Below are 18808 nucleotides of genomic sequence, written 5' to 3'. Positions count from 1 at the left end.
AAGAAATATTTTGTAAAAGTTAAATTAATGACTAAATTTGCCACCTGCCTTTGGTGGCTTTTTTGTTTATGGCCAATAGGTATTAAAATTAAATCAGTTAAATAAATGAAAAAAATAGTATCTGTACTTCTTGTTGTTTTCTTTTTTGGCTCTTGTGGAGAATATCAAGACGCTTTAAAGAAAGAAGATGTGGCATTAAAATATGATGTCGGGACAAAGTTATATGATGCAGGTAAGTATTCTAAAGCAATTCGACTTTTTGAACAATTGACTCCTTCGTATAGAGGAAAACCACAAGGAGAAAAATTGTTTTATATGTATGCACAGTCACTTTATAAAACTAAACAGTATTATTTAGCTGGATATCAATTCGATAGTTTTAATTCCGGTTATCCTAAAAGTGAAAAGGCGGAAGAATGTGCTTTTTTAGGAGCTCAAAGTTATGCAAAAACTTCTCCTGTTTACAGTCTTGATCAAACGGATACTTATAAAGCTATTGAAAAAGTACAAGAATTTATTGATCGTTACCCAAATTCACAATACATAACTCAGGCTAACGAAATATCAAAAATGCTTAATGATAAGATTGAGCGTAAAGTTTTTGAAAACGCAATAGAATACAATAAGATTTCAAATTATAAATCGGCAATAATAGCCTTAGATAACTTTATTACTGATTATCCAGGGACTCCATTTAAAGAAAAAGCATTGTATTATAAGTTAGATTCTGCCTATCTATTGGCGATTAACAGTATTTATGTCAAGATGCAAGAAAGATTAATTGCAGCAAAAACCTGTTATAATAATTTGATTAAATTCAAGCCAGATACAGAGTATAGAAGTAAAGCTGATCAAATGTTAGCGAATATCGATATTGAATTACAAAAATTTAATAAATAAAAAAAGTCATGGATTTAAAAAAGACAAATGCTCCAGTAAATACAATAACTTATAATAAAACAGTTATTGAAGAACCTACTGGAAATGTGTATGAGGCGATAACAATTATGGCTAAAAGAGCAAATCAAATCAATTCTGAAATCAAAAAAGAATTGACTGAGAAATTAGAAGAATTTGCTACTTACAATGATAGTTTAGAAGAAGTTTTTGAAAATAAAGAACAAATCGAAGTTTCTAAATTCTACGAAAAACTTCCAAAACCACATGCTCTAGCTGTTCAAGAATGGCTTGATGGTAAAATTTACCATAGAGAAGCAAATAAATAATATATAATAAATGTCAGTTTTAAGCGGAAAAAAGATTTTGCTGGGGATTTCTGGCGGAATTGCTGCATATAAAACGGCCTCATTAGTAAGACTCTTTATAAAAGCAGGTGCACATGTCCAAGTGATAATGACACCTGCTTCTAAGGATTTTATAACTCCACTTACTTTATCTACGCTATCTAAGAATCCTGTTTTTTCAGAGTTTTATAATAAAGATGAGAAAAATGAGGAATGGAATAGTCATGTAGAACTTGGTCTTTGGGCAGATTTGATTGTCATTGCTCCAGCAACGGCTAATACTTTGTCTAAAATGGCAAACGGATTATGTGATAATCTTTTAATTGCTTGTTATTTATCTGCCAAATGTCCAGTGTATTTTGCTCCGGCTATGGATTTGGATATGTACATTCACCCTTCTACAATTGAAAGTTTTGCCACATTAAAAGCATTTGGGAATATAATGATTCCCGCTGAAAATGGCGAATTAGCTAGTGGTTTATCTGGCGAAGGACGTATGGCAGAACCAGAAAATATTGTTGCTTTTTTGGAAGCAGATCTTGAGGGCAAATTACCTTTAAAGGGAAAAAAAATACTAATCACCGCTGGTCCTACATATGAAGCAATTGATCCTGTTCGTTTTATTGGGAATCATTCTTCTGGAAAAATGGGGTTTGATATTGCACAAAGTGCGGTCAATTTAGGAGCAAATGTAATTTTGATTTCTGGCCCAACAAATTGTAAGATTAATAATCCTTTGGTTCAGGTTGTTCCTGTTGTTACTGCTCAGGAGATGTATGAAGCTTGCCATCAATATTTTCAGGATGTAGATGTTGCCATAGCGGCTGCAGCGGTTGCTGATTATCGTCCTAAAAAAGTGGCAGATCAAAAAATTAAAAAAGCAGCTAATGAATTTACTATTGAATTAGAGAAAACAAAAGATATTTTAGCTTCGCTAGGCGAGTTAAAAGAAAAGCAATTTTTAATTGGTTTTGCTTTAGAAACTGAAAATGAAATTGAAAATGCTAAAGCGAAAATTCAGAAAAAAAACTTAGATTTGATAGTTCTAAATTCATTGCAAGATGAAGGAGCTGGTTTTGGAAAACCTACAAATAAAGTAACATTTATTGATAGAGAATTTCGTATTGAAGCTTTAGAGTTAAAATCAAAAGAAGCTGTCGCTAATGATATTTTGAATAAAGTAATTGCTCATTTTTATGGTTAGATTTGTCTTGTTTTTCTTTTTTGGGTGTGGCTTTTTACAAGCGCAACAGTTGAACTGTACCGTAACGCTAAATACTCAAAAAGTAAATAATTCCAATCAACAGGTTTTTAAAACATTGGAAACTGCTTTAAATGAATTTGTAAACAAAACGGATTGGACGGGACAAATGCTTTCGCAAAAAGAACGCATAAACTGTTCAATGTACATTACAATCTCTAATGTTAATTCGGATCAATTTGTTGCGAATATTCAAGTGCAATCTTCCAGAAACATTTATAATTCCACTTATTCTTCACCAGTTCTGAATATAAATGATAAAGATTTCACCTTTAATTACACAGAATTCGAAAATTTGAGTTATATACCAACTAGTTATGATTCTAACTTAGTTTCTGTTTTAGCATTTTACTCCTATGTAATATTAGGTATGGATGCTGATACTTTTGTTCCATTCTTTGGAGATCGTTATTTTAAAGAAGCTCAAAATATTGCAAATCTTGCCCAACAAGGTGGTTACAAAGGTTGGAACCAGTCAGACGGAACATTGAGTAGATATTATTTAATCAACGATTTATTATCTCCTACTTATGCTGATATAAGACAGTCAAGTCATCAATATTATGCAGGTTTAGATACAATGACACAGGATCTGAAAAAAGCTAAAGAAATTATAAAAGGTTCTTTAATGAATTTGGCCAAATTAAACGAAACCAAGCCTAATTCCTATTTATTGCGTGTTTTTATGGATTCAAAATCTGATGAAATTGTATCTATATTTAGCGGAGGGCCTAGTGTTCAGATAAGCGATTTGGTGGATAGTTTAAATAGAACTTCTTCGGCTAATTCTGGCAAATGGCAATTATTAAAATATTAGTTTATCTTAATTACTTTTCTTTTTAACCCAAACTATATTATACATTTAATAAATGATAACTTCACTAGCTATAAAAAACTATGCGTTAATTGAAAAATTAACAATCGATTTTTCGAAAGGTTTTTCGATAATTACTGGGGAAACTGGTGCTGGGAAATCTATTATATTAGGAGCTCTAGGTTTAGCTTTAGGAAAAAGAGCCGATTTGACTTCGCTTAAAAATAAAGAAGAAAAATGTGTCATTGAAGCTCATTTTGATATTTCTAAATACAATCTGCAATCTTTTTTTGAAGAAAATGATTTGGATTATGAACCAGAGACCATTATTCGTAGAGAAATTTTGCCTTCTGGAAAAACAAGAGCTTTTATTAATGATAGTCCGGTAAATTTACAGGAATTACAAGAACTAGGACTTTTTTTAATTGATATTCATTCGCAGCAACAAACTCAGGAATTGTCTGATGAATCTGTGCAGTTTAAAATCATAGATGCTATTGGTAACAATCAAAATATCATTAACGAATATCAAACTTTACTCAAAAAGTATAAGGCCGATAAAAGCAAACTAAATTCTTTAATCAAGAGAAAATCTGAAGCTTCTAAAGAACAAGAGTATAATACTTTTCTTTTGGAAGAACTTGTAAGTGCTAAATTGAAATCAGGTGAACAAGAGGTTCTTGAAGAAAATTTTGAGCAATTGAATAATGTTGAGATTATCAAAGAATCTCTGGATAAATCTTTAGCTATCGCTAATGAAGAACAAATAGGCGTATTGCATAACTTGAACGAAATAAAAAGTTCTATTCAAAAAATAGCCACTTTTTCTGCTGACTATGCTTTATTATTCGAAAGAATTACAAGTCTTAAAATTGAGTTTGAAGATATTGCTATTGAATTAAATCGTTGTTCTGAAAAATTAATTAATGATCCTGAACAATTAAATTTGATTAATCAAAAACTACAATTGATCTATACTTTGCAAAAGAAACATCAAGTGAGTACAGTTGATGAATTAATTGCGATTCAAAATACTTTAGAAAATTCAGCATTAGAATTAGGCAATATTGATGAAGAAATAGCAAAATTGGCTGCTTTGATGGATGCGAATACAAAAGAATTAGATACAATTTGCGATACAATTCATAATAATAGACAACAAGCGATTCCTTTGTTATCACAAAAATTGATTGCTATTTTAGAAACTTTGGGAATGCCAAATGTTCGATTTAAGATGGAATTAAAAGATACCTCGACTTATTTTGAAAACGGAAAAGACGAATTACAGTTTTTAATTTCTGCTAATAAAGGAACTGATTTTGGTTTGCTTAAAAAAGTAGCTTCAGGTGGAGAAATGTCTAGAATTATGCTGGCTGTAAAAGCGATTTTGGCACAATATTCCAAACTGCCAACGTTAATTTTTGATGAAATTGACACAGGAGTTTCTGGGGAAATTGCTAATAAAATAGGTGAGATTATGAAGGATATGAGTACACAGATGCAAATTTTTGCGATCACTCATTTACCACAGATTGCAGCCAAAGGCAATGAACACTTTAAAGTTTTTAAATCGACAGTTGGCGATGATACTCAATCAGAATTGAAATTGTTAACTGGCGAAGAACGAATTATAGAGATCGCTCAAATGTTGTCTGGAACGGTCATTTCAGATTCTGCCCTAAATCATGCAAAAGCCTTGTTGAACTAAATAATTGGGCTATATTTGCCCATTCAAAATTTTAAAACACACATTAATTAAAAATTATAAAATATATAAAAGCATAAACCATTATGATTATAGAACCAAGAATGAGAGGATTTATTTGTTTGACTGCCCAACCAAAAGGAAGCGAACAAAGTGTAAAAAATCAAATTGAATATGTAAAATCAAAAGGAACTATCGAAGGAGCTAAAAAAGTATTAGTTATTGGAGCTTCAACTGGATTTGGTTTGGCATCAAGAATTACAAGTGCTTTTGGTTCTAACGCTGCTACAATTGGTGTGTTCTTTGAAAAAGAGCCTGCCGAAGGAAAAACTGCTTCTCCAGGGTGGTATAATTCAGCTGCTTTTGAAAATGAAGCTCATAAAGCTGGTTTGTATGCAAAAAGTATTAATGGGGATGCTTTTTCAAATGAAATAAAAAGACAAACATTAGACTTGATTAAAGCTGATTTAGGTCAAGTTGATTTAGTTATATATAGTCTTGCTTCACCAGTAAGATTAAATCCAAATACAGGAGTGTTACACCGTTCTGTTTTAAAACCAATCGGACAAACTTTTACAAATAAAACAGTTGATTTTCATACCGGAAAAGTTTCAGAAGTTTCTATTGAGCCTTGTTCAGATGAAGATATCGAGAATACAGTTGCGGTAATGGGAGGTGAAGACTGGGCAATGTGGATTGATGCTTTAAAAGCTGAAAATCTATTGGCTACAGGAGCTACAACAGTTGCTTATTCTTATATTGGACCATCATTAACAGAGGCTGTTTATAGAAAAGGAACAATTGGCCGTGCCAAAGATCATTTGGAAGCTACTGCCTTTACTATTGCTGATAGTTTAGCTGATATTAATGGGAAAGCTTATGTTTCTGTAAATAAAGCATTGGTCACTCAGGCTAGTTCTGCTATTCCAGTAATTCCATTATATATTTCTTTGTTGTATAAAATAATGAAAGAAAAAGGAATCCACGAAGGATGTATCGAGCAAATTCAAAGGTTATATAGCGAAAGATTATATACTGGCGAACCTATAATCACAGATGAAAAAGGCAGAATACGTATTGATGATTGGGAAATGCGTGAAGACGTACAAGCTCAAGTTGCCAAACTTTGGGAAGAAGCTACAACTGAAAACTTAGCTGAAATTGGCGACTTAGAAGGTTACAGAAGTGATTTCTATAATTTGTTTGGTTTTGGATTTGATGGTGTAGATTACAAAGCGGATACTAATGAAATAGTGAAAATCCCAAGCATTTCATAATTTAGGATAAAATATTCATATTTATAAAAAGCACCTTATTGCTTGATGTTTAGTCAGGAAATAAGGTGTTTTTTTTATAACTTTATTTTTAAAAAGACATATGTACAATTTATTGAAAGGAAAAAGAGGAATTATATTTGGTGCTTTGGATGAAAATTCCATTGCTTGGAAAACTGCTGAACGAATTCATGAAGAGGGAGGGATTTTTGTACTGACTAATGCTCCTGCTGCAATGCGCTTAGGAACAATTGAGGCATTAGCAGAGAAAATAGGTTGTCAAATCATTCCCGCTGATGCTACTTCGGTTACTGATTTGGAAATTTTAGTTGACAAAGCTGTAGAAATTCTTGGCGGCAAAATAGATTTTGTTTTGCATTCTATTGGTATGTCTGTCAATGTTCGAAAAGGAAATCATTATACCAATCAAAATTACGATTATACTGAGAGAGGTTGGAATGTTTCGGCGGTTTCTTTTCATAAATTGATGCAGGTTTTATACAAAAAGGATGCAATGAATGAGTGGGGGAGTATAATTGCGCTTTCTTATATGGCTGCACAGCGTGTTTTTCCTGATTATAATGATATGGCAGATAATAAAGCTTTTTTAGAATCTGTTGCGCGCAGTTTTGGTTATTTCTTTGGCAGAGATAAAAAAGTAAGAGTCAATACAATTTCTCAATCGCCTACAGCTACACGGGCCGGACAAGGAGTTAAAGGTTTTGGTGGTTTTATTGCTTTCGCTGATAAAATGTCCCCTCTTGGAAATGCAACAGCAGCAGAATGCGCAGACTATATTGTAGTTATGTTTTCTGATTTAACTCGAAAAGTTACTTTGCAGAATTTATTACATGATGGCGGATTTTCTAATATGGGAGTTAGTCAAGAAGTAATGGAGATGTTTGAGTAAAATAAAAATACAGCAAAACTTCATTAAAGACCATCAAAACTTATATTTGATGGTTTTTTTGTTGATAAAGAGTACATTTGCAAAAAAAAAATAAATTTTACAAATAAAAAAATAATACTCAAATACTATTATGTTGTTTTCATTGATCATTCCTGTTTATAATCGTCCTGATGAAGTTGATGAATTATTAGAAAGTTTAGCAAAGTTAACTTATGAAGAGATTTTTGAAATCGTATTGATTGAGGATGGTTCTACAATTCGATGTCAGGATATTGCTGCAAAATATGGTGACCGATTAGATATTTCGTACTACTACAAAGAAAATTCAGGTCCGGGCGCTTCCAGAAATTATGGGATGGAGAAGGCTAGAGGTGATTATTTTATAATTTTTGACTCCGATTGTATTATTCCAGAAAATTATTTAAATGAAGTCGAAAAAGCTTTGCAGGAAGATTATGTAGATTGTTTTGGTGGACCTGATAAGGCATTGGATAGTTTTTCGGATATTCAGAAAGCTATAAATTTTACAATGACTTCCTTTTTGACTACAGGTGGAATAAGAGGGGGTTCTGAAAAAATTGGAAAGTTTCAGCCGCGAAGTTTCAATATGGGTCTTTCGAATAAAGCATTCAAAGCGTCAGGTGGTTTTGGTAATATTCATCCTGGTGAAGACCCTGATTTATCTATACGTTTATGGAATATGGGTTACGAAACAAGACTTATTAGTAATGCATTTGTTTACCACAAAAGAAGGATCGATTGGGATAAATTTACTATTCAAGTAAGTAAGTTTGGTAAAGCTAGACCAATATTAAATAGCTGGTACCCAGAGTATAATAAATTAACTTTTTTCTTTCCAACCTTTTTTATAACAGGTTTTTTTGTATCTTTATTATTATTGATTTTTAATCAAGATATTCTTCTTAAATTTTATTTTTGTTATTTTTTGGCATTGTTTTTGATATCTTCTATACAGAATAAGAGTATTAAAATTGGTTATTTGTCAATAATTGCAGTTTGGAAACAGTTTTATGGTTACGGAATGGGATTTTTAAAATCATATTTTAAAGTAATCATATTAAAACAAGATCCAAAAAAAGCATTCCCCGAATTGTTTTTTAAAGTATAGTATGGTAAAAATAATTGGTTTAACAGGAGGAATTGGAAGTGGCAAAACAACCGTTGCCAATGAATTTGCCTCACGTGGAATACCAGTTTACATAACAGATCTTGAAGCAAAAAAACTAATGCAATCAGATTATGTATTAAAAGAAATTCGAAATGAATTTGGCGATACGGTTTTTGATAATGATGTATTGGTAAAAGAAAAATTGTCTGAAATTGTTTTTAATGATCCTGAAAAATTAGCTAGGCTAAATAATATTGTGCATCCAGAAGTTAAACGCCATTTTAAACAATGGCTTTCAGAACACGAAAATGAACCATTTGTTATTTATGAAAGTGCAATTTTGTTTGAAAGCGGAAGCTACAAAGACTGCGATTTCATTATAAACGTAACTGCTCCGATTGAATTGAGGATTGAGAGAGTCATAACAAGAGATAAAACCACGCGGGAAAAGGTTTTGGATAGAATGAAAAACCAATGGAATGATGCAGAAAAATCAGCAAAAAGTGATTTTGTTATTGAAAATATAAGTAGGGAGGCAATAAATATAGGAATTGTTAAAATTCTTAATTTTTTAAGAATTAAACAAATCATCTCTTAAATGTTAATCTTTGGTTAATGCTTTTTTTACTATTATGTTAAAATATTAATTTTGCTTGAATGAATAAGTTATTTTTTAGATTACTTGTAATGTTAATGAGTTTATCTCTGATTGGGATAATTCTAGTACAAGTCTATTGGTTTAATTCATCATTTAAGAATAATGATGAGCAGTTTAAGCTTCATGTTAAGCAAGTTATAGGGAATGTTGCGCAGAAATTAGAACAACAAGAGGTTTATAATTTTTATAATAAAATTAATAAAGAAATAGATAGCACTAGAACAGCTCCAAAAGAGGAAGATTTAATGCAGTTTTATTATGTTCAAAAAAATCCAAAAACAAATAAAACGATTGTTTATTCTAATAGTGTAAAATCGAAGATTTACAATATTCCTTTGCCAACTTTTGATAAAAAATTTGAAAGCAACAAATTTAAAAGTTTTAATTCAAGAAGAATAACTGAGATTTACAATAATAATTCGATTGATAATTCTTCTGTTAACCAAAATTTAGTGCCAGATTTTAAGAGTGAGAAGGTAGGGAATTTAGGTATTTTGGATAAATTAATTTTTGATATTTCAAATAAGGATGTTCTGTCAGCGACGCCTATCGAAGAGAGGGTTTCTACAGAAATGCTTAGAAAATTAATTAAAAAAGAATTAGAAGAATATGGTGTTAAAACCAAGTTTGAATTTGGAATTTACAGTAATGGAATAGAAACCAAGGTTAAATCGGAGAATTTTGTATATGACAAAGACGAGACATCCTCTATTCCGGTTTTTACAGATAATGAAGGAAATGAAAAGTATAAATTATTAGTCACTTTTCCTCATAAAAGAAAGTTCTTATTATCACAATTAGTAAGTATTACAGTGTTATCAATCATATTTACATTGATTATTGTAATAGCATATACAAGCGCTTTAAATCAGTTGATACGTCAAAGACAAATTTCTGAGATCAAAAACGATTTCATTAATAATATGACTCATGAATTTAAAACACCAATTGCGACAATAAATTTAGCACTGGATGCTATTCGAAATCCGAAGATTATTGAGGATAAAGAAAAAGTGATGAAGTACCTTAATATGATTAGGGACGAAAATAAACGAATGCACGCTCAGGTCGAGAACGTATTAAGGATTTCTAAATTAGAAAAGAAAGAATTAAATATCATTAAAGAGTCAAGTAATATTGAAGAAGTTATTAATGATGCTATTGAACACGTAAGTCTGATTTTGGAAGATAGAGGAGGTAACATCACCACACATTTTGAAGCAGAGAGAAATGTAGTGTTATTGAATGATGTACACTTTACAAATGTAATAGTCAATATTTTGGAAAATGCGATAAAATATACTCCGGATATTCCTAAAATTGAAATTTATACAGAAAATATTAAGGACGTAGTTCTTATTAAAATAAAAGATAATGGTGTGGGTATGAGTAAGGTAGCTCAGAAAAGAATTTTTGAGAAATTTTACCGTGAGCACACTGGAGATATACATAATGTAAAAGGCCATGGATTAGGTCTGGCTTATGTAAAAAGAATTGTAGATGATCATAATGGTCAGATTTTTGTAGAGAGTGAAAAGGGAAAGGGAAGTACCTTCATTATAAAATTACCTTTAATAAATTAGAGTATGGAAAGCACAAATAAAAAAATACTATTAGTAGAAGACGACCTAAACTTTGGTGCAGTTCTAAAAGACTATTTAATGCTAAATGATTTTGATGTTGTTTTGGCTAAAAATGGTATGGAAGGATTCGAAAAATTCAAAAAAGATACATATGATTTATGTATTCTTGATGTAATGATGCCTTATAAGGACGGTTATACATTGGCAAAAGAAATTAGAGAAAAAAATAATGATGTGCCAATTATTTTCCTTACTGCAAAATCAATGAAAGAAGATGTTTTGAAAGGATATAAAGCTGGGGCCGATGATTACTTAAATAAACCGTTTGATTCAGAAGTTTTATTGATGAAAATTAAGGCAATCATTCAAAGAAAAGCATCTGATGTAAAAACTGAGGTTGTTCAATTTGAATTTAATGTTGGAAAATTTCATTTAAATTCTAAACTTCGTTTCTTAACTTTCAAAGACGAAGAGCCTATCAAATTGTCTCCAAAAGAGAATGAATTATTAAAGATGCTAATTTTACATGAAAATGATTTAATGCCAAGAGAATTAGCTTTGACTAAAATTTGGAGAGATGACAACTATTTTACGTCAAGAAGTATGGATGTTTATATCGCTAAATTAAGAAAGTATTTAAAACAAGATGAAGATGTTGAGATTTTAAACATCCATGGAGAAGGATTTAGATTAGTTGTAAAAGCAAAATAATCAAATAGATTTATCCTGAATATAAAAAAGACTTGTAGAACGAATCTACAAGTCTTTTTTTATTTATATGCCTATTTTAATCTCTTGTGAACGATAATTTTTGGTTGGAACTAATAGTCATTTCAAAAGCATTTTTTGCTTCATTGAATTGTAATGTAACTCCAGCCTCCTTAGATTCAAATTTGTCTTTATCAATTTGTGCTAATGAAAATTTTGGATAATTACTGATTTCAGCAAAAAGCACACTATTTTTTTCGGTAATTTCAATTTTCAAAGGAGCTTGTTTAGTTGAGAATTTGCCCAAATAACCGTCCAGAACAACATCTTTTTCAATTACTCCATTATCAGATTTCCAAGTGTTATTACTTTCGTTGATGTCAGGAAATACATGACCCGGATCAATAACAACGCTTGCTATTTCTTCGGTAGTATCTACTTTAAAAGACCAATTGGTATTACGTTGCCAAATTTCAACAGGTAAGTTAACACGAGTCACTTTGCCGCTTTTAGTTTTTATATCTAAAATTACAGGCATAGCCATTTTTTCAAAATTTTCGATAGAAATTACGGCTCCTTTTTTTGGATCATTTTTTACATATTTAACTGAATTTATTCCTTGATCCAAGCGCCAGTTATTTACAAACCAACCTCTCCAAAACCAACTCAAATCTTCACCAGCTACATTTTCCATTGTTCTGAAAAAATCATCAGGAGCTGGATGTTTAAAAGCCCAACGCTCTGTATAAGTTCTAAAAGCCAAATCAAAACGTTCTGGTCCTAATATTTGTTCCCTTAACATAATCAATCCAGAACTAGGTTTAAAATAGCATAATAAACCAATATTTCGTTCTTTCATATTATCTGGTGAACTCATAACGGGTTCAGTTTTTGGATCTGTAAAGTAACTAGCATTTTGGTGCATATCGTTTACTTTATTTTTGTATTCACCATTATTAAAGTCCGCAGAACTTATTGAATTGATAAAAGTATTAAAACCTTCATCCATCCAGCCAAACAAACGTTCATTTGAACCCACAATCATTGGAAACCAACCGTGGCCAAATTCATGATCCGTAACACCCCATAAATCTTCACCTTTGGATTGCCATCCACAAAAAACAATTCCTGGATATTCCATTCCGCCTTCGTTTCCAGCTACATTTGTTGCAACAGGATAAGGATATTCAAACCATCTTTTAGAGTAATTTTCAATTGAAGTTTTAGTGTATTCTGTAGAACGTCCCCAAGCATCATTACCAGCACTTTCTACTGGATAAGCAGATAGTGCCAATGATTTAGCGCCACTTGGCAAATTAATTCTGGCTCCATCTAATATAAAAGCAGGTGAAGATGCCCATGAAAGATCTCTCGCGTTCTTGATTTTAAAGTGCCATGTTTTTTCAGAAATAGTTCCCGCTTTTGAAGCGTTTGCTGCAACTTCTTCGGCTGTACGAATCATTACTGTTTTTTCGCTTTGTTTTGCTTGCGCAATTCTTTTTTGCTCAGCTGGAGTATATACAGAAGTAGGATTTAATAATTCTCCTGAACAAACGACAAGATGATTTGATGGAACGGTAATATTCACATCAAAATCGCCATATTCTAAATAAAACTCAGAAGCTCCCAAATACGGATTGGTATTCCAGCCTCGTAAATCATCATAAACACACATGCGTGGATACCATTGGGCAATGGTGAAAATTTTACCATTTTTAGTTTCCAAAACACCCATTCTATCCGAACCTTCTTTTGGTGAAATAAAAGAAAAATCAATTTTGATGTTTACAACTCCGCCTTTTGGTTTCAAATCATCTGGAAGAAAAACTTGCATTCTGGTATCTGTGATGATAAATTTTGCCTCTTTCTCTACAGATTTTCCTTTGTTTGTGGAAACAATTTTAACAGATTTAATTTTATGTCCTCCGTCAAAAATTTCCCCTCGGGCTCCATTGCGACTTCCATCAAGAGGAATAATTGCATTTCCTCTAGAATCAGCTTTGAATAAATTTTGGTCTAAATTCATCCAGACAAAAGACATCTTATCTGGGCTATTGTTGGTATAAGTTACAATACCAGAACCAATTATTTCATTGTTTTTTTCGTTAAGTTTTGCTGTCAGTTTATAATCGGCTCTGTTTTGCCAATACCCAAAACCTGGCGCACCGTTTGCTGAACGAGTTGATGTTGCATCTTTTGTGTAAAAAAAAGGTCCAAAAGCATCGTGATAATCATAATTTGAAACGGGTTTGGTTGTCGAAGTAGTTGGAGTTTCTTGACTCCATGATGAACTAAATGCAATTAACAAAGCCATTTGAAGGACAGCTCCAAAACGATAGTTTTTCATATTAGATAAAATTTAATTTGTAAATCGGGGATTGACAATTTTGAATATTTCTTGTGCTTATTTCAAGTTTTTTATCTTTCCAAAACAAATTAATGGAAAAAAATCTATATTTCAAGTTAAAATTAATGAATTTGATCAATCTATGTTTTTAAATAATTTTAGTTTTTCTTCATTAAATTAGAATTATAAAATATCTTTACGATAGCATTTATTAACAACATAAAACAACTATTATTGTGATCACAACTATTTCCAATTCAAATTTAACAGCACAAATAAATCATGTCGGAGCTGAATTGTGTTCTTTAAAAGATAACTTAAATAAAGAATACATCTGGGATGGCAATCCTGAATTTTGGGGAAAACATTCACCAGTGTTGTTTCCAATTGTTGGTACTTTAAAAAACAACACTTATCAATATAATAATTCAGAATATCATTTGTCACGCCATGGTTTTGCTCGTGAAATGGAATTTGAATTAATTGATAAACAGGAAAATAGTGCTACTTTTTCGTTAGTTTCAACTAAGAAAACCAAAGAGAACTATCCTTTTGATTTTGATTTGCATTTAGTTTATACTCTTGAAAATAAAAACTTAAAAATTGAGTATAAAGTTTTTAATAAAGGAGAATCAAAGATGCCTTTTTCAATTGGTGCGCATCCAGCTTTTGATTTGCCAGGTAATTTTGAAGATTATAGCTTGGCTTTTGAAAATACAGATACTTTAAATTATTTTTTATTAGAAGATGGTTTGATTTCAAATAGTATTAAATCAATTGATTTGAAACAAAATAAACTGCAATTGAATTATAAATTATTTGAAAAGGATGCTTTGGTTTTTAAAAAAGTAGTATCTAAATCTGTTACTATTTTAAAAGATTCAAAACCATTTTTAAAAGTGAGTTATCCTAATTTTCCAGATCTGGGAATTTGGACTCCTCCAAACGCTCCTTTTATTTGTATAGAACCTTGGTATGGCTATTCAGATACCGTTACGAAATTTGACTCGCTTTTAGACAAGGAAGGGATCCAAATATTGGAAGCAAACAATACTTTTCAAACAGCTTTTAGTATTGAAATTTTATAAACTCCATTAACCATTTGCGTTATGCTACAAGTCAAGTTCTTGCCATTTCCGGTATTAAAAACCGAACGATTATTGTTGCGTCAAGTAACGGCAAATGATGCCGAAACTATTTTGGCTTTAAGGTCGAACGATGAAGTTATGAAATATATTCCGAGACCGTATCTTAAAAGCAAAGAAGATGCTTTGGAACTTATCGCTATGTTCGATGATAAAATTGAAAACGGAATAGGGATAAATTGGGGAATCACATTCTTAAATGAACCTGAAAAAATAATTGGAATCATAGGTCACTACCGAATGAAACCTGAACATTATAGAGCTGAAGTAGGTTATATGCTTTTTCCCGAATATAATGGAAAAGGAATTGTTTCGGAAGCGTTACAAAAAGTTGTGGAATATGGTTTTAACGAAATGAAACTGCACTCAATAGAAGCCATTTTGGATCCTGAAAACAAAGCTTCGGAAAAAGTTTTATTGAAAAATGGTTTTGTAAAAGAAGGACATTTTCGTGAAAATGAGTTTTATGAAGGTCGATTTCTGGACAGCATGATTTATTCTAAATTGAATAAATAATTTACTAATGCCCTAGCCCAGATGGGAACGGCATCCTGTTGTCCTGTGGTTCAGGACAACAGATATAGTGGACAGCTGGAAATAGCTCCAAATTATTTTGATTGTATTTTTGGAAGTGTTTTTAGATATAAATCCTCAACTTGTTTTCTTGCCCAATCTGTTTTTCGCAAAAAAGTAAGACTTGATTTTACACTTGGATTTACATTGAATGATTTTATTTTGATGAGTTCGCCCAATGTGTCAAAACCATAATAATCAACTAATGTCTCGACTATTTTTTGAAGTGTTATTCCGTGAAGTGGATCTTTTGATTGTCGTTTTTCCATAGTTGCAAATTTATGGTATTTTATAAAAAACAATTGGTCTTTCATTAATTAGTTCCTAAATTTGCCACACTATGCAAAAAAATGTCAACATACTCAATAAAAGAGCCCGATTCGATTATGAAATTCTGGAAACTTATACTGCTGGAATTGTTTTGGCTGGAACTGAAATAAAATCTATTCGATTAGGAAAGGCTAATATTACTGAAAGTTTCTGTGAATTCAGTAACAATGAACTTTTTGCAATCAATACTTATATTGAAGAATACAGTTTTGGAAATCAATTTAATCATAAAGCCAGAAGCGAACGCAAACTTCTTTTGAATAAAAGAGAATTAAAAGGGCTTGCCAGAAGTGTCCAAGCGAAAGGGCTTACGATTGTTCCGTTGAAATTATTTACTAATGAAAAGGGGTTAGCCAAATTACAAATTGGCCTTTGTCGTGGTAAAAAAACATACGATAAACGAGAATCGTTAAAGGAACAAGATACCAAAAGAGATTTGGATAGGATTAAAAAAGCGTATTAAAATAAAAATCGCGTTAAAGTTTTTTAATGTTTTATTGTTTTTTTCTAACTAATTTATGAGTATATTTACTTGTAACTAAAACAAAACAACATGATTATGAAAAAAATTTTAATAGCATTGATTTGTGTATTCTTTGCGAGCTGCGGGAGTAATACTACAATAGTTTCAAGCTGGAGAGATCCAAATGCCACACTCTCTAAAGAACAATTCAAAAAGGTTATGGTGGTAGCCTTAGTAAAAAACGAAAGTACTAGAAGAGCTACCGAAAATAGAATAGCATCTATCAATCCAAATGTTTTGATTTCCTCCTATAATTATTTAAATCAACAAAATTTAAATCTTAGTCAAGAAGAAAAGTTGAAAATTTTACAAAATGAAAATTTTGATGGTGTAATTACGATGCGTTTTATCAGAGCTGATAAAGAAACGGATTATGTTCCTGGAACTGCTAACTACTATGGTGGAATGGCATATCCTGGAATGGGTTACGGTTATGTAGGCGGTTATGGAATGGGTTACGGAGCTGGATTTGGTGGTTGGTATGGTGCTTATGCTCCTGCTTATTACACACCTGGATACTACCAAGAAAACACTTATTATTACATCGAAACTAATATTTTTGATTTAAAAAACAATAAATTAGTTTGGAGCGCTACAACAAAATCTCTTGATGTGTCTGATGTAAACACTACAGTAGATGAAATCATGGAAGCCTGTGTGCAACAAATGCGAGCTGATGGATATATGGCTCCAAAAGAAAAAAAATAAAGGAAAAAAAATCCTAACTTTATAAAGCAACACTGAAATTGGTGTTGCTTTTTTATTTCCAATTGATTTGTAATGCGAAACAAGTTTTATCTTCTTTAGTAATGCTAAAAACGACATCTTCTTCATTGACACATTCGTGAATTATAACTTTGTCTTTAAGAGATAATTCTTTTAAAAAGTTCATTTCGAAGCTTTTGATTTGTTGAGAAAGGATTTTTTTTACATCAACAAGGTCAAGACACCATTCTAAATATTTTACATTATTAGCATGGTTAACGATGTCTAAATCAGATAGCGAAACTGTTCTTTCAAAAAGTTCTTCTTTTTCCTGAGGTAAATTTATTTTAGAAAAGCCCATTTCAGTTGCCTTTTTATCAGGGAATAATTCAAAATGATCATGAGGAAGCGTTAAAGATTCTGGTCTACGGGCTTTGGTATTAAAAACGGCCCAAAAAGTTTCTGATCCAACAATTTTTTTTCCGTTGACATACATTTCTAAAGCTCTTACCGAACGGGAATTTTCTAAAGAATTAATCCAGGTTTTTACGGTGACGACATCTTGCCATTTTGGTAATTCTAAAATCTCTACACGCATTCTACTCAGTACCCAAGCTTGGTCAAATTCCTGCATGTCAGAAAAGCTGATGCCTCCAATTTCGGCATGTGAGCCAGCAGTTAATTGTAATAAATTGCATAAATCAGTGTATTTTAAATACCCATTTGGCATACATTGGGTAAAATTGATTTCCCAATCTTTGCTTAATACTGAGGTGAAATTTTTATCTATTGGCATAAAATAATTATGAATTATGAATTTACTTATTTATATAGCTGATAATTTTATTTTGATCGGTTAAATAATCAAACCATTTTGTGTTTTCGTTTCTTTTGAACCAAGTGAGTTGGCGTTTTGAAAATCTTCTAGTGTTTTTTTTAATTTCTTCGATGGCAAAAGGAAGTGTGAAATCACCATCAAAGTAACTGAATAATTCTCTATAACCTACTGTTTGTAGTGCGTTTAAGTCTTTATTTGGATATAAAGTTTCGGCTTCTTTTAAAAGCCCATTTTCGATCATGATATCAACGCGCTGATTAATTCTGTTATAAATAATGTTTCGATCTGCTTCGAGTCCAATGAAGATTGGTGTGAAATTGCGATTGTTTTTCTTTTGATTTAAAAACGAAGAATATGGTTTTCCTGTTCCTTGACAAACTTCTACAAAACGCATCATACGTTGTGGGTTTTGTAAAGTTTGAGGATTTTCTGCAGTTATCTTTTCAAAATAGGCAGGATCGAATATTTGTAATTGTTGTTGCAGATATTCAATTCCTAGCTCTTCGTAATTAGAATTTACGCTTTGTCTAATGGATGAATCAATTGCAGGAAATTCGTCGAAGCCTTTTAGAATAGCATCTACATACAATCCTGAACCTCCAACGAGAATTACATAATCATTGATTTGAAATAATTCTTCGATTTTTGAAAGTGCTTCTTTTTCAAAATCCCCTACGGTATAATTGTCAAAAATAGATTTGTTTTGAATGAAATGATGTGTTGCTGAAGCTAATTCTTCTTGATTTGGTACAGCTGTCCCAATGCTCATTTCTTTGAAAAACTGTCGGCTGTCACAAGAAACAATATCACAATTAAAATGATTTGCTAATGCGATGCTCAGAGCAGTTTTTCCTATGGCTGTTGGTCCGACAATTGTTATTAAATTCTTCATATTCTTTTTTTAGCCCAGATGGAAACGAAAACCCCGGAATTATTACAGTTTGTTTTTCTTGGTATAAAAGAGCGACTGAAAGAAGCTCCTTTTATGCCTTAGAAAAAACTACTGGAATAATGAGGAGTTGTAGTGTACAGCTGGATTAGCTACTAATAACACTTATTTT

At 31.5% G+C, this 18808-nt stretch carries 19 protein-coding genes; 15 read left to right on the top strand and 4 right to left on the bottom strand.

Annotated elements, in window-relative coordinates; translation table 11 throughout:
* The first annotated feature begins 105 nt into the window (after positions 1-105).
* The 11 genes from VLC96_RS07430 (at position 106) to VLC96_RS07380 (ending at position 11289) form a co-directional block, all read left to right on the top strand.
* On the top strand, positions 106-900 hold the full coding sequence (locus VLC96_RS07430) for an outer membrane protein assembly factor BamD (protein ID WP_325261789.1): 795 nt from the start codon (positions 106-108) through the stop codon (positions 898-900).
* An 8-nt stretch (positions 901-908) separates the two neighbouring features.
* Entirely contained in the window at positions 909-1226 is a 318-nt protein-coding gene (locus VLC96_RS07425; RefSeq protein ID WP_035634966.1) for a DNA-directed RNA polymerase subunit omega, read from the top strand.
* Between the two features lie 10 nt (positions 1227-1236).
* The gene (gene coaBC / locus VLC96_RS07420; RefSeq protein ID WP_325261786.1) at positions 1237-2448 is read left to right on the top strand and encodes a bifunctional phosphopantothenoylcysteine decarboxylase/phosphopantothenate--cysteine ligase CoaBC; all 1212 of its coding nucleotides are present in this window, start codon (positions 1237-1239) and stop codon (positions 2446-2448) included.
* Positions 2441-3322 carry a type IX secretion system protein PorD gene (gene porD, locus VLC96_RS07415; RefSeq protein WP_325261785.1) on the top strand — a complete coding sequence of 294 codons (882 nt, stop codon included), beginning with the start codon at positions 2441-2443 and terminating at the stop codon, positions 3320-3322. Before coaBC ends, porD begins: the two co-directional genes overlap by 8 nt.
* Before the next feature lie 52 nt (positions 3323-3374).
* On the top strand, positions 3375-5027 hold the full coding sequence (gene recN, locus VLC96_RS07410) for a DNA repair protein RecN (RefSeq protein ID WP_325261784.1): 1653 nt from the start codon (positions 3375-3377) through the stop codon (positions 5025-5027).
* An 83-nt stretch (positions 5028-5110) separates the two neighbouring features.
* Positions 5111-6301 carry an enoyl-ACP reductase FabV gene (gene fabV / locus VLC96_RS07405; RefSeq protein WP_325261782.1) on the top strand — a complete coding sequence of 397 codons (1191 nt, stop codon included), beginning with the start codon at positions 5111-5113 and terminating at the stop codon, positions 6299-6301.
* Between the two features lie 100 nt (positions 6302-6401).
* Positions 6402-7208 carry an enoyl-ACP reductase FabI gene (locus tag VLC96_RS07400; protein ID WP_325261780.1) on the top strand — a complete coding sequence of 269 codons (807 nt, stop codon included), beginning with the start codon at positions 6402-6404 and terminating at the stop codon, positions 7206-7208.
* Between the two features lie 130 nt (positions 7209-7338).
* Complete coding sequence (locus VLC96_RS07395; RefSeq protein ID WP_325261778.1) at positions 7339-8337, top strand: glycosyltransferase family 2 protein; 999 nt, start codon at positions 7339-7341, stop codon at positions 8335-8337.
* A gap of 1 nt (position 8338) precedes the next feature.
* Positions 8339-8935 carry a dephospho-CoA kinase gene (gene coaE, locus VLC96_RS07390; RefSeq protein WP_325261776.1) on the top strand — a complete coding sequence of 199 codons (597 nt, stop codon included), beginning with the start codon at positions 8339-8341 and terminating at the stop codon, positions 8933-8935.
* Between the two features lie 59 nt (positions 8936-8994).
* A complete protein-coding gene (locus VLC96_RS07385; RefSeq protein WP_325261774.1) occupies positions 8995-10578 on the top strand; it encodes a sensor histidine kinase in 1584 nt (527 codons plus the stop codon).
* A gap of 3 nt (positions 10579-10581) precedes the next feature.
* Positions 10582-11289: a response regulator transcription factor gene (locus VLC96_RS07380; RefSeq protein ID WP_325261772.1), complete on the top strand. Its 708-nt coding sequence runs from the start codon at positions 10582-10584 to the stop codon at positions 11287-11289.
* Positions 11290-11365: 76 nt separating this feature from the next.
* On the opposite strand, the gene VLC96_RS07375 is transcribed toward VLC96_RS07380, so the two are convergent.
* A complete protein-coding gene (locus VLC96_RS07375) occupies positions 11366-13633 on the bottom strand; it encodes a M1 family metallopeptidase (RefSeq protein WP_325261770.1) in 2268 nt (755 codons plus the stop codon).
* 236 nt (positions 13634-13869) lie between these two features.
* Between VLC96_RS07375 and VLC96_RS07370 the strand changes: the two genes are divergently transcribed.
* On the top strand, positions 13870-14721 hold the full coding sequence (locus tag VLC96_RS07370; RefSeq protein ID WP_325261769.1) for an aldose 1-epimerase family protein: 852 nt from the start codon (positions 13870-13872) through the stop codon (positions 14719-14721).
* A 21-nt stretch (positions 14722-14742) separates the two neighbouring features.
* Positions 14743-15294, top strand: coding sequence for a GNAT family N-acetyltransferase (locus VLC96_RS07365; protein ID WP_325261768.1), 552 nt, complete (start codon positions 14743-14745; stop codon positions 15292-15294).
* A 92-nt stretch (positions 15295-15386) separates the two neighbouring features.
* Here the strand turns inward: VLC96_RS07365 and VLC96_RS07360 are convergent, their stop codons facing one another.
* Positions 15387-15620, bottom strand: coding sequence for a VF530 family protein (locus tag VLC96_RS07360; protein WP_325261767.1), 234 nt, complete (start codon positions 15618-15620; stop codon positions 15387-15389).
* Positions 15621-15691: 71 nt separating this feature from the next.
* Here VLC96_RS07360 and smpB point away from each other — a divergent pair, with 71 nt between their 5' ends.
* A complete protein-coding gene (smpB, locus tag VLC96_RS07355) occupies positions 15692-16144 on the top strand; it encodes an SsrA-binding protein SmpB (RefSeq protein WP_325261766.1) in 453 nt (150 codons plus the stop codon).
* A gap of 96 nt (positions 16145-16240) precedes the next feature.
* A complete protein-coding gene (locus tag VLC96_RS07350) occupies positions 16241-16912 on the top strand; it encodes a DUF4136 domain-containing protein (protein ID WP_325261764.1) in 672 nt (223 codons plus the stop codon).
* Positions 16913-16964: 52 nt separating this feature from the next.
* Here the strand turns inward: VLC96_RS07350 and VLC96_RS07345 are convergent, their stop codons facing one another.
* Positions 16965-17705: an acyl-[acyl-carrier-protein] thioesterase gene (locus tag VLC96_RS07345; RefSeq protein WP_325261762.1), complete on the bottom strand. Its 741-nt coding sequence runs from the start codon at positions 17703-17705 to the stop codon at positions 16965-16967.
* 22 nt (positions 17706-17727) lie between these two features.
* The gene (gene miaA / locus VLC96_RS07340; protein WP_325261760.1) at positions 17728-18639 is read right to left on the bottom strand and encodes a tRNA (adenosine(37)-N6)-dimethylallyltransferase MiaA; all 912 of its coding nucleotides are present in this window, start codon (positions 18637-18639) and stop codon (positions 17728-17730) included.
* Positions 18640-18808: the final 169 nt, after the last annotated feature.

Source organism: Flavobacterium sp., assembly GCF_035456085.1.
In the GTDB taxonomy this organism is placed as follows: Bacteria; Bacteroidota; Bacteroidia; order Flavobacteriales; family Flavobacteriaceae; genus Flavobacterium.
This window is presented reverse-complemented; position numbering and strand designations above follow the sequence as displayed.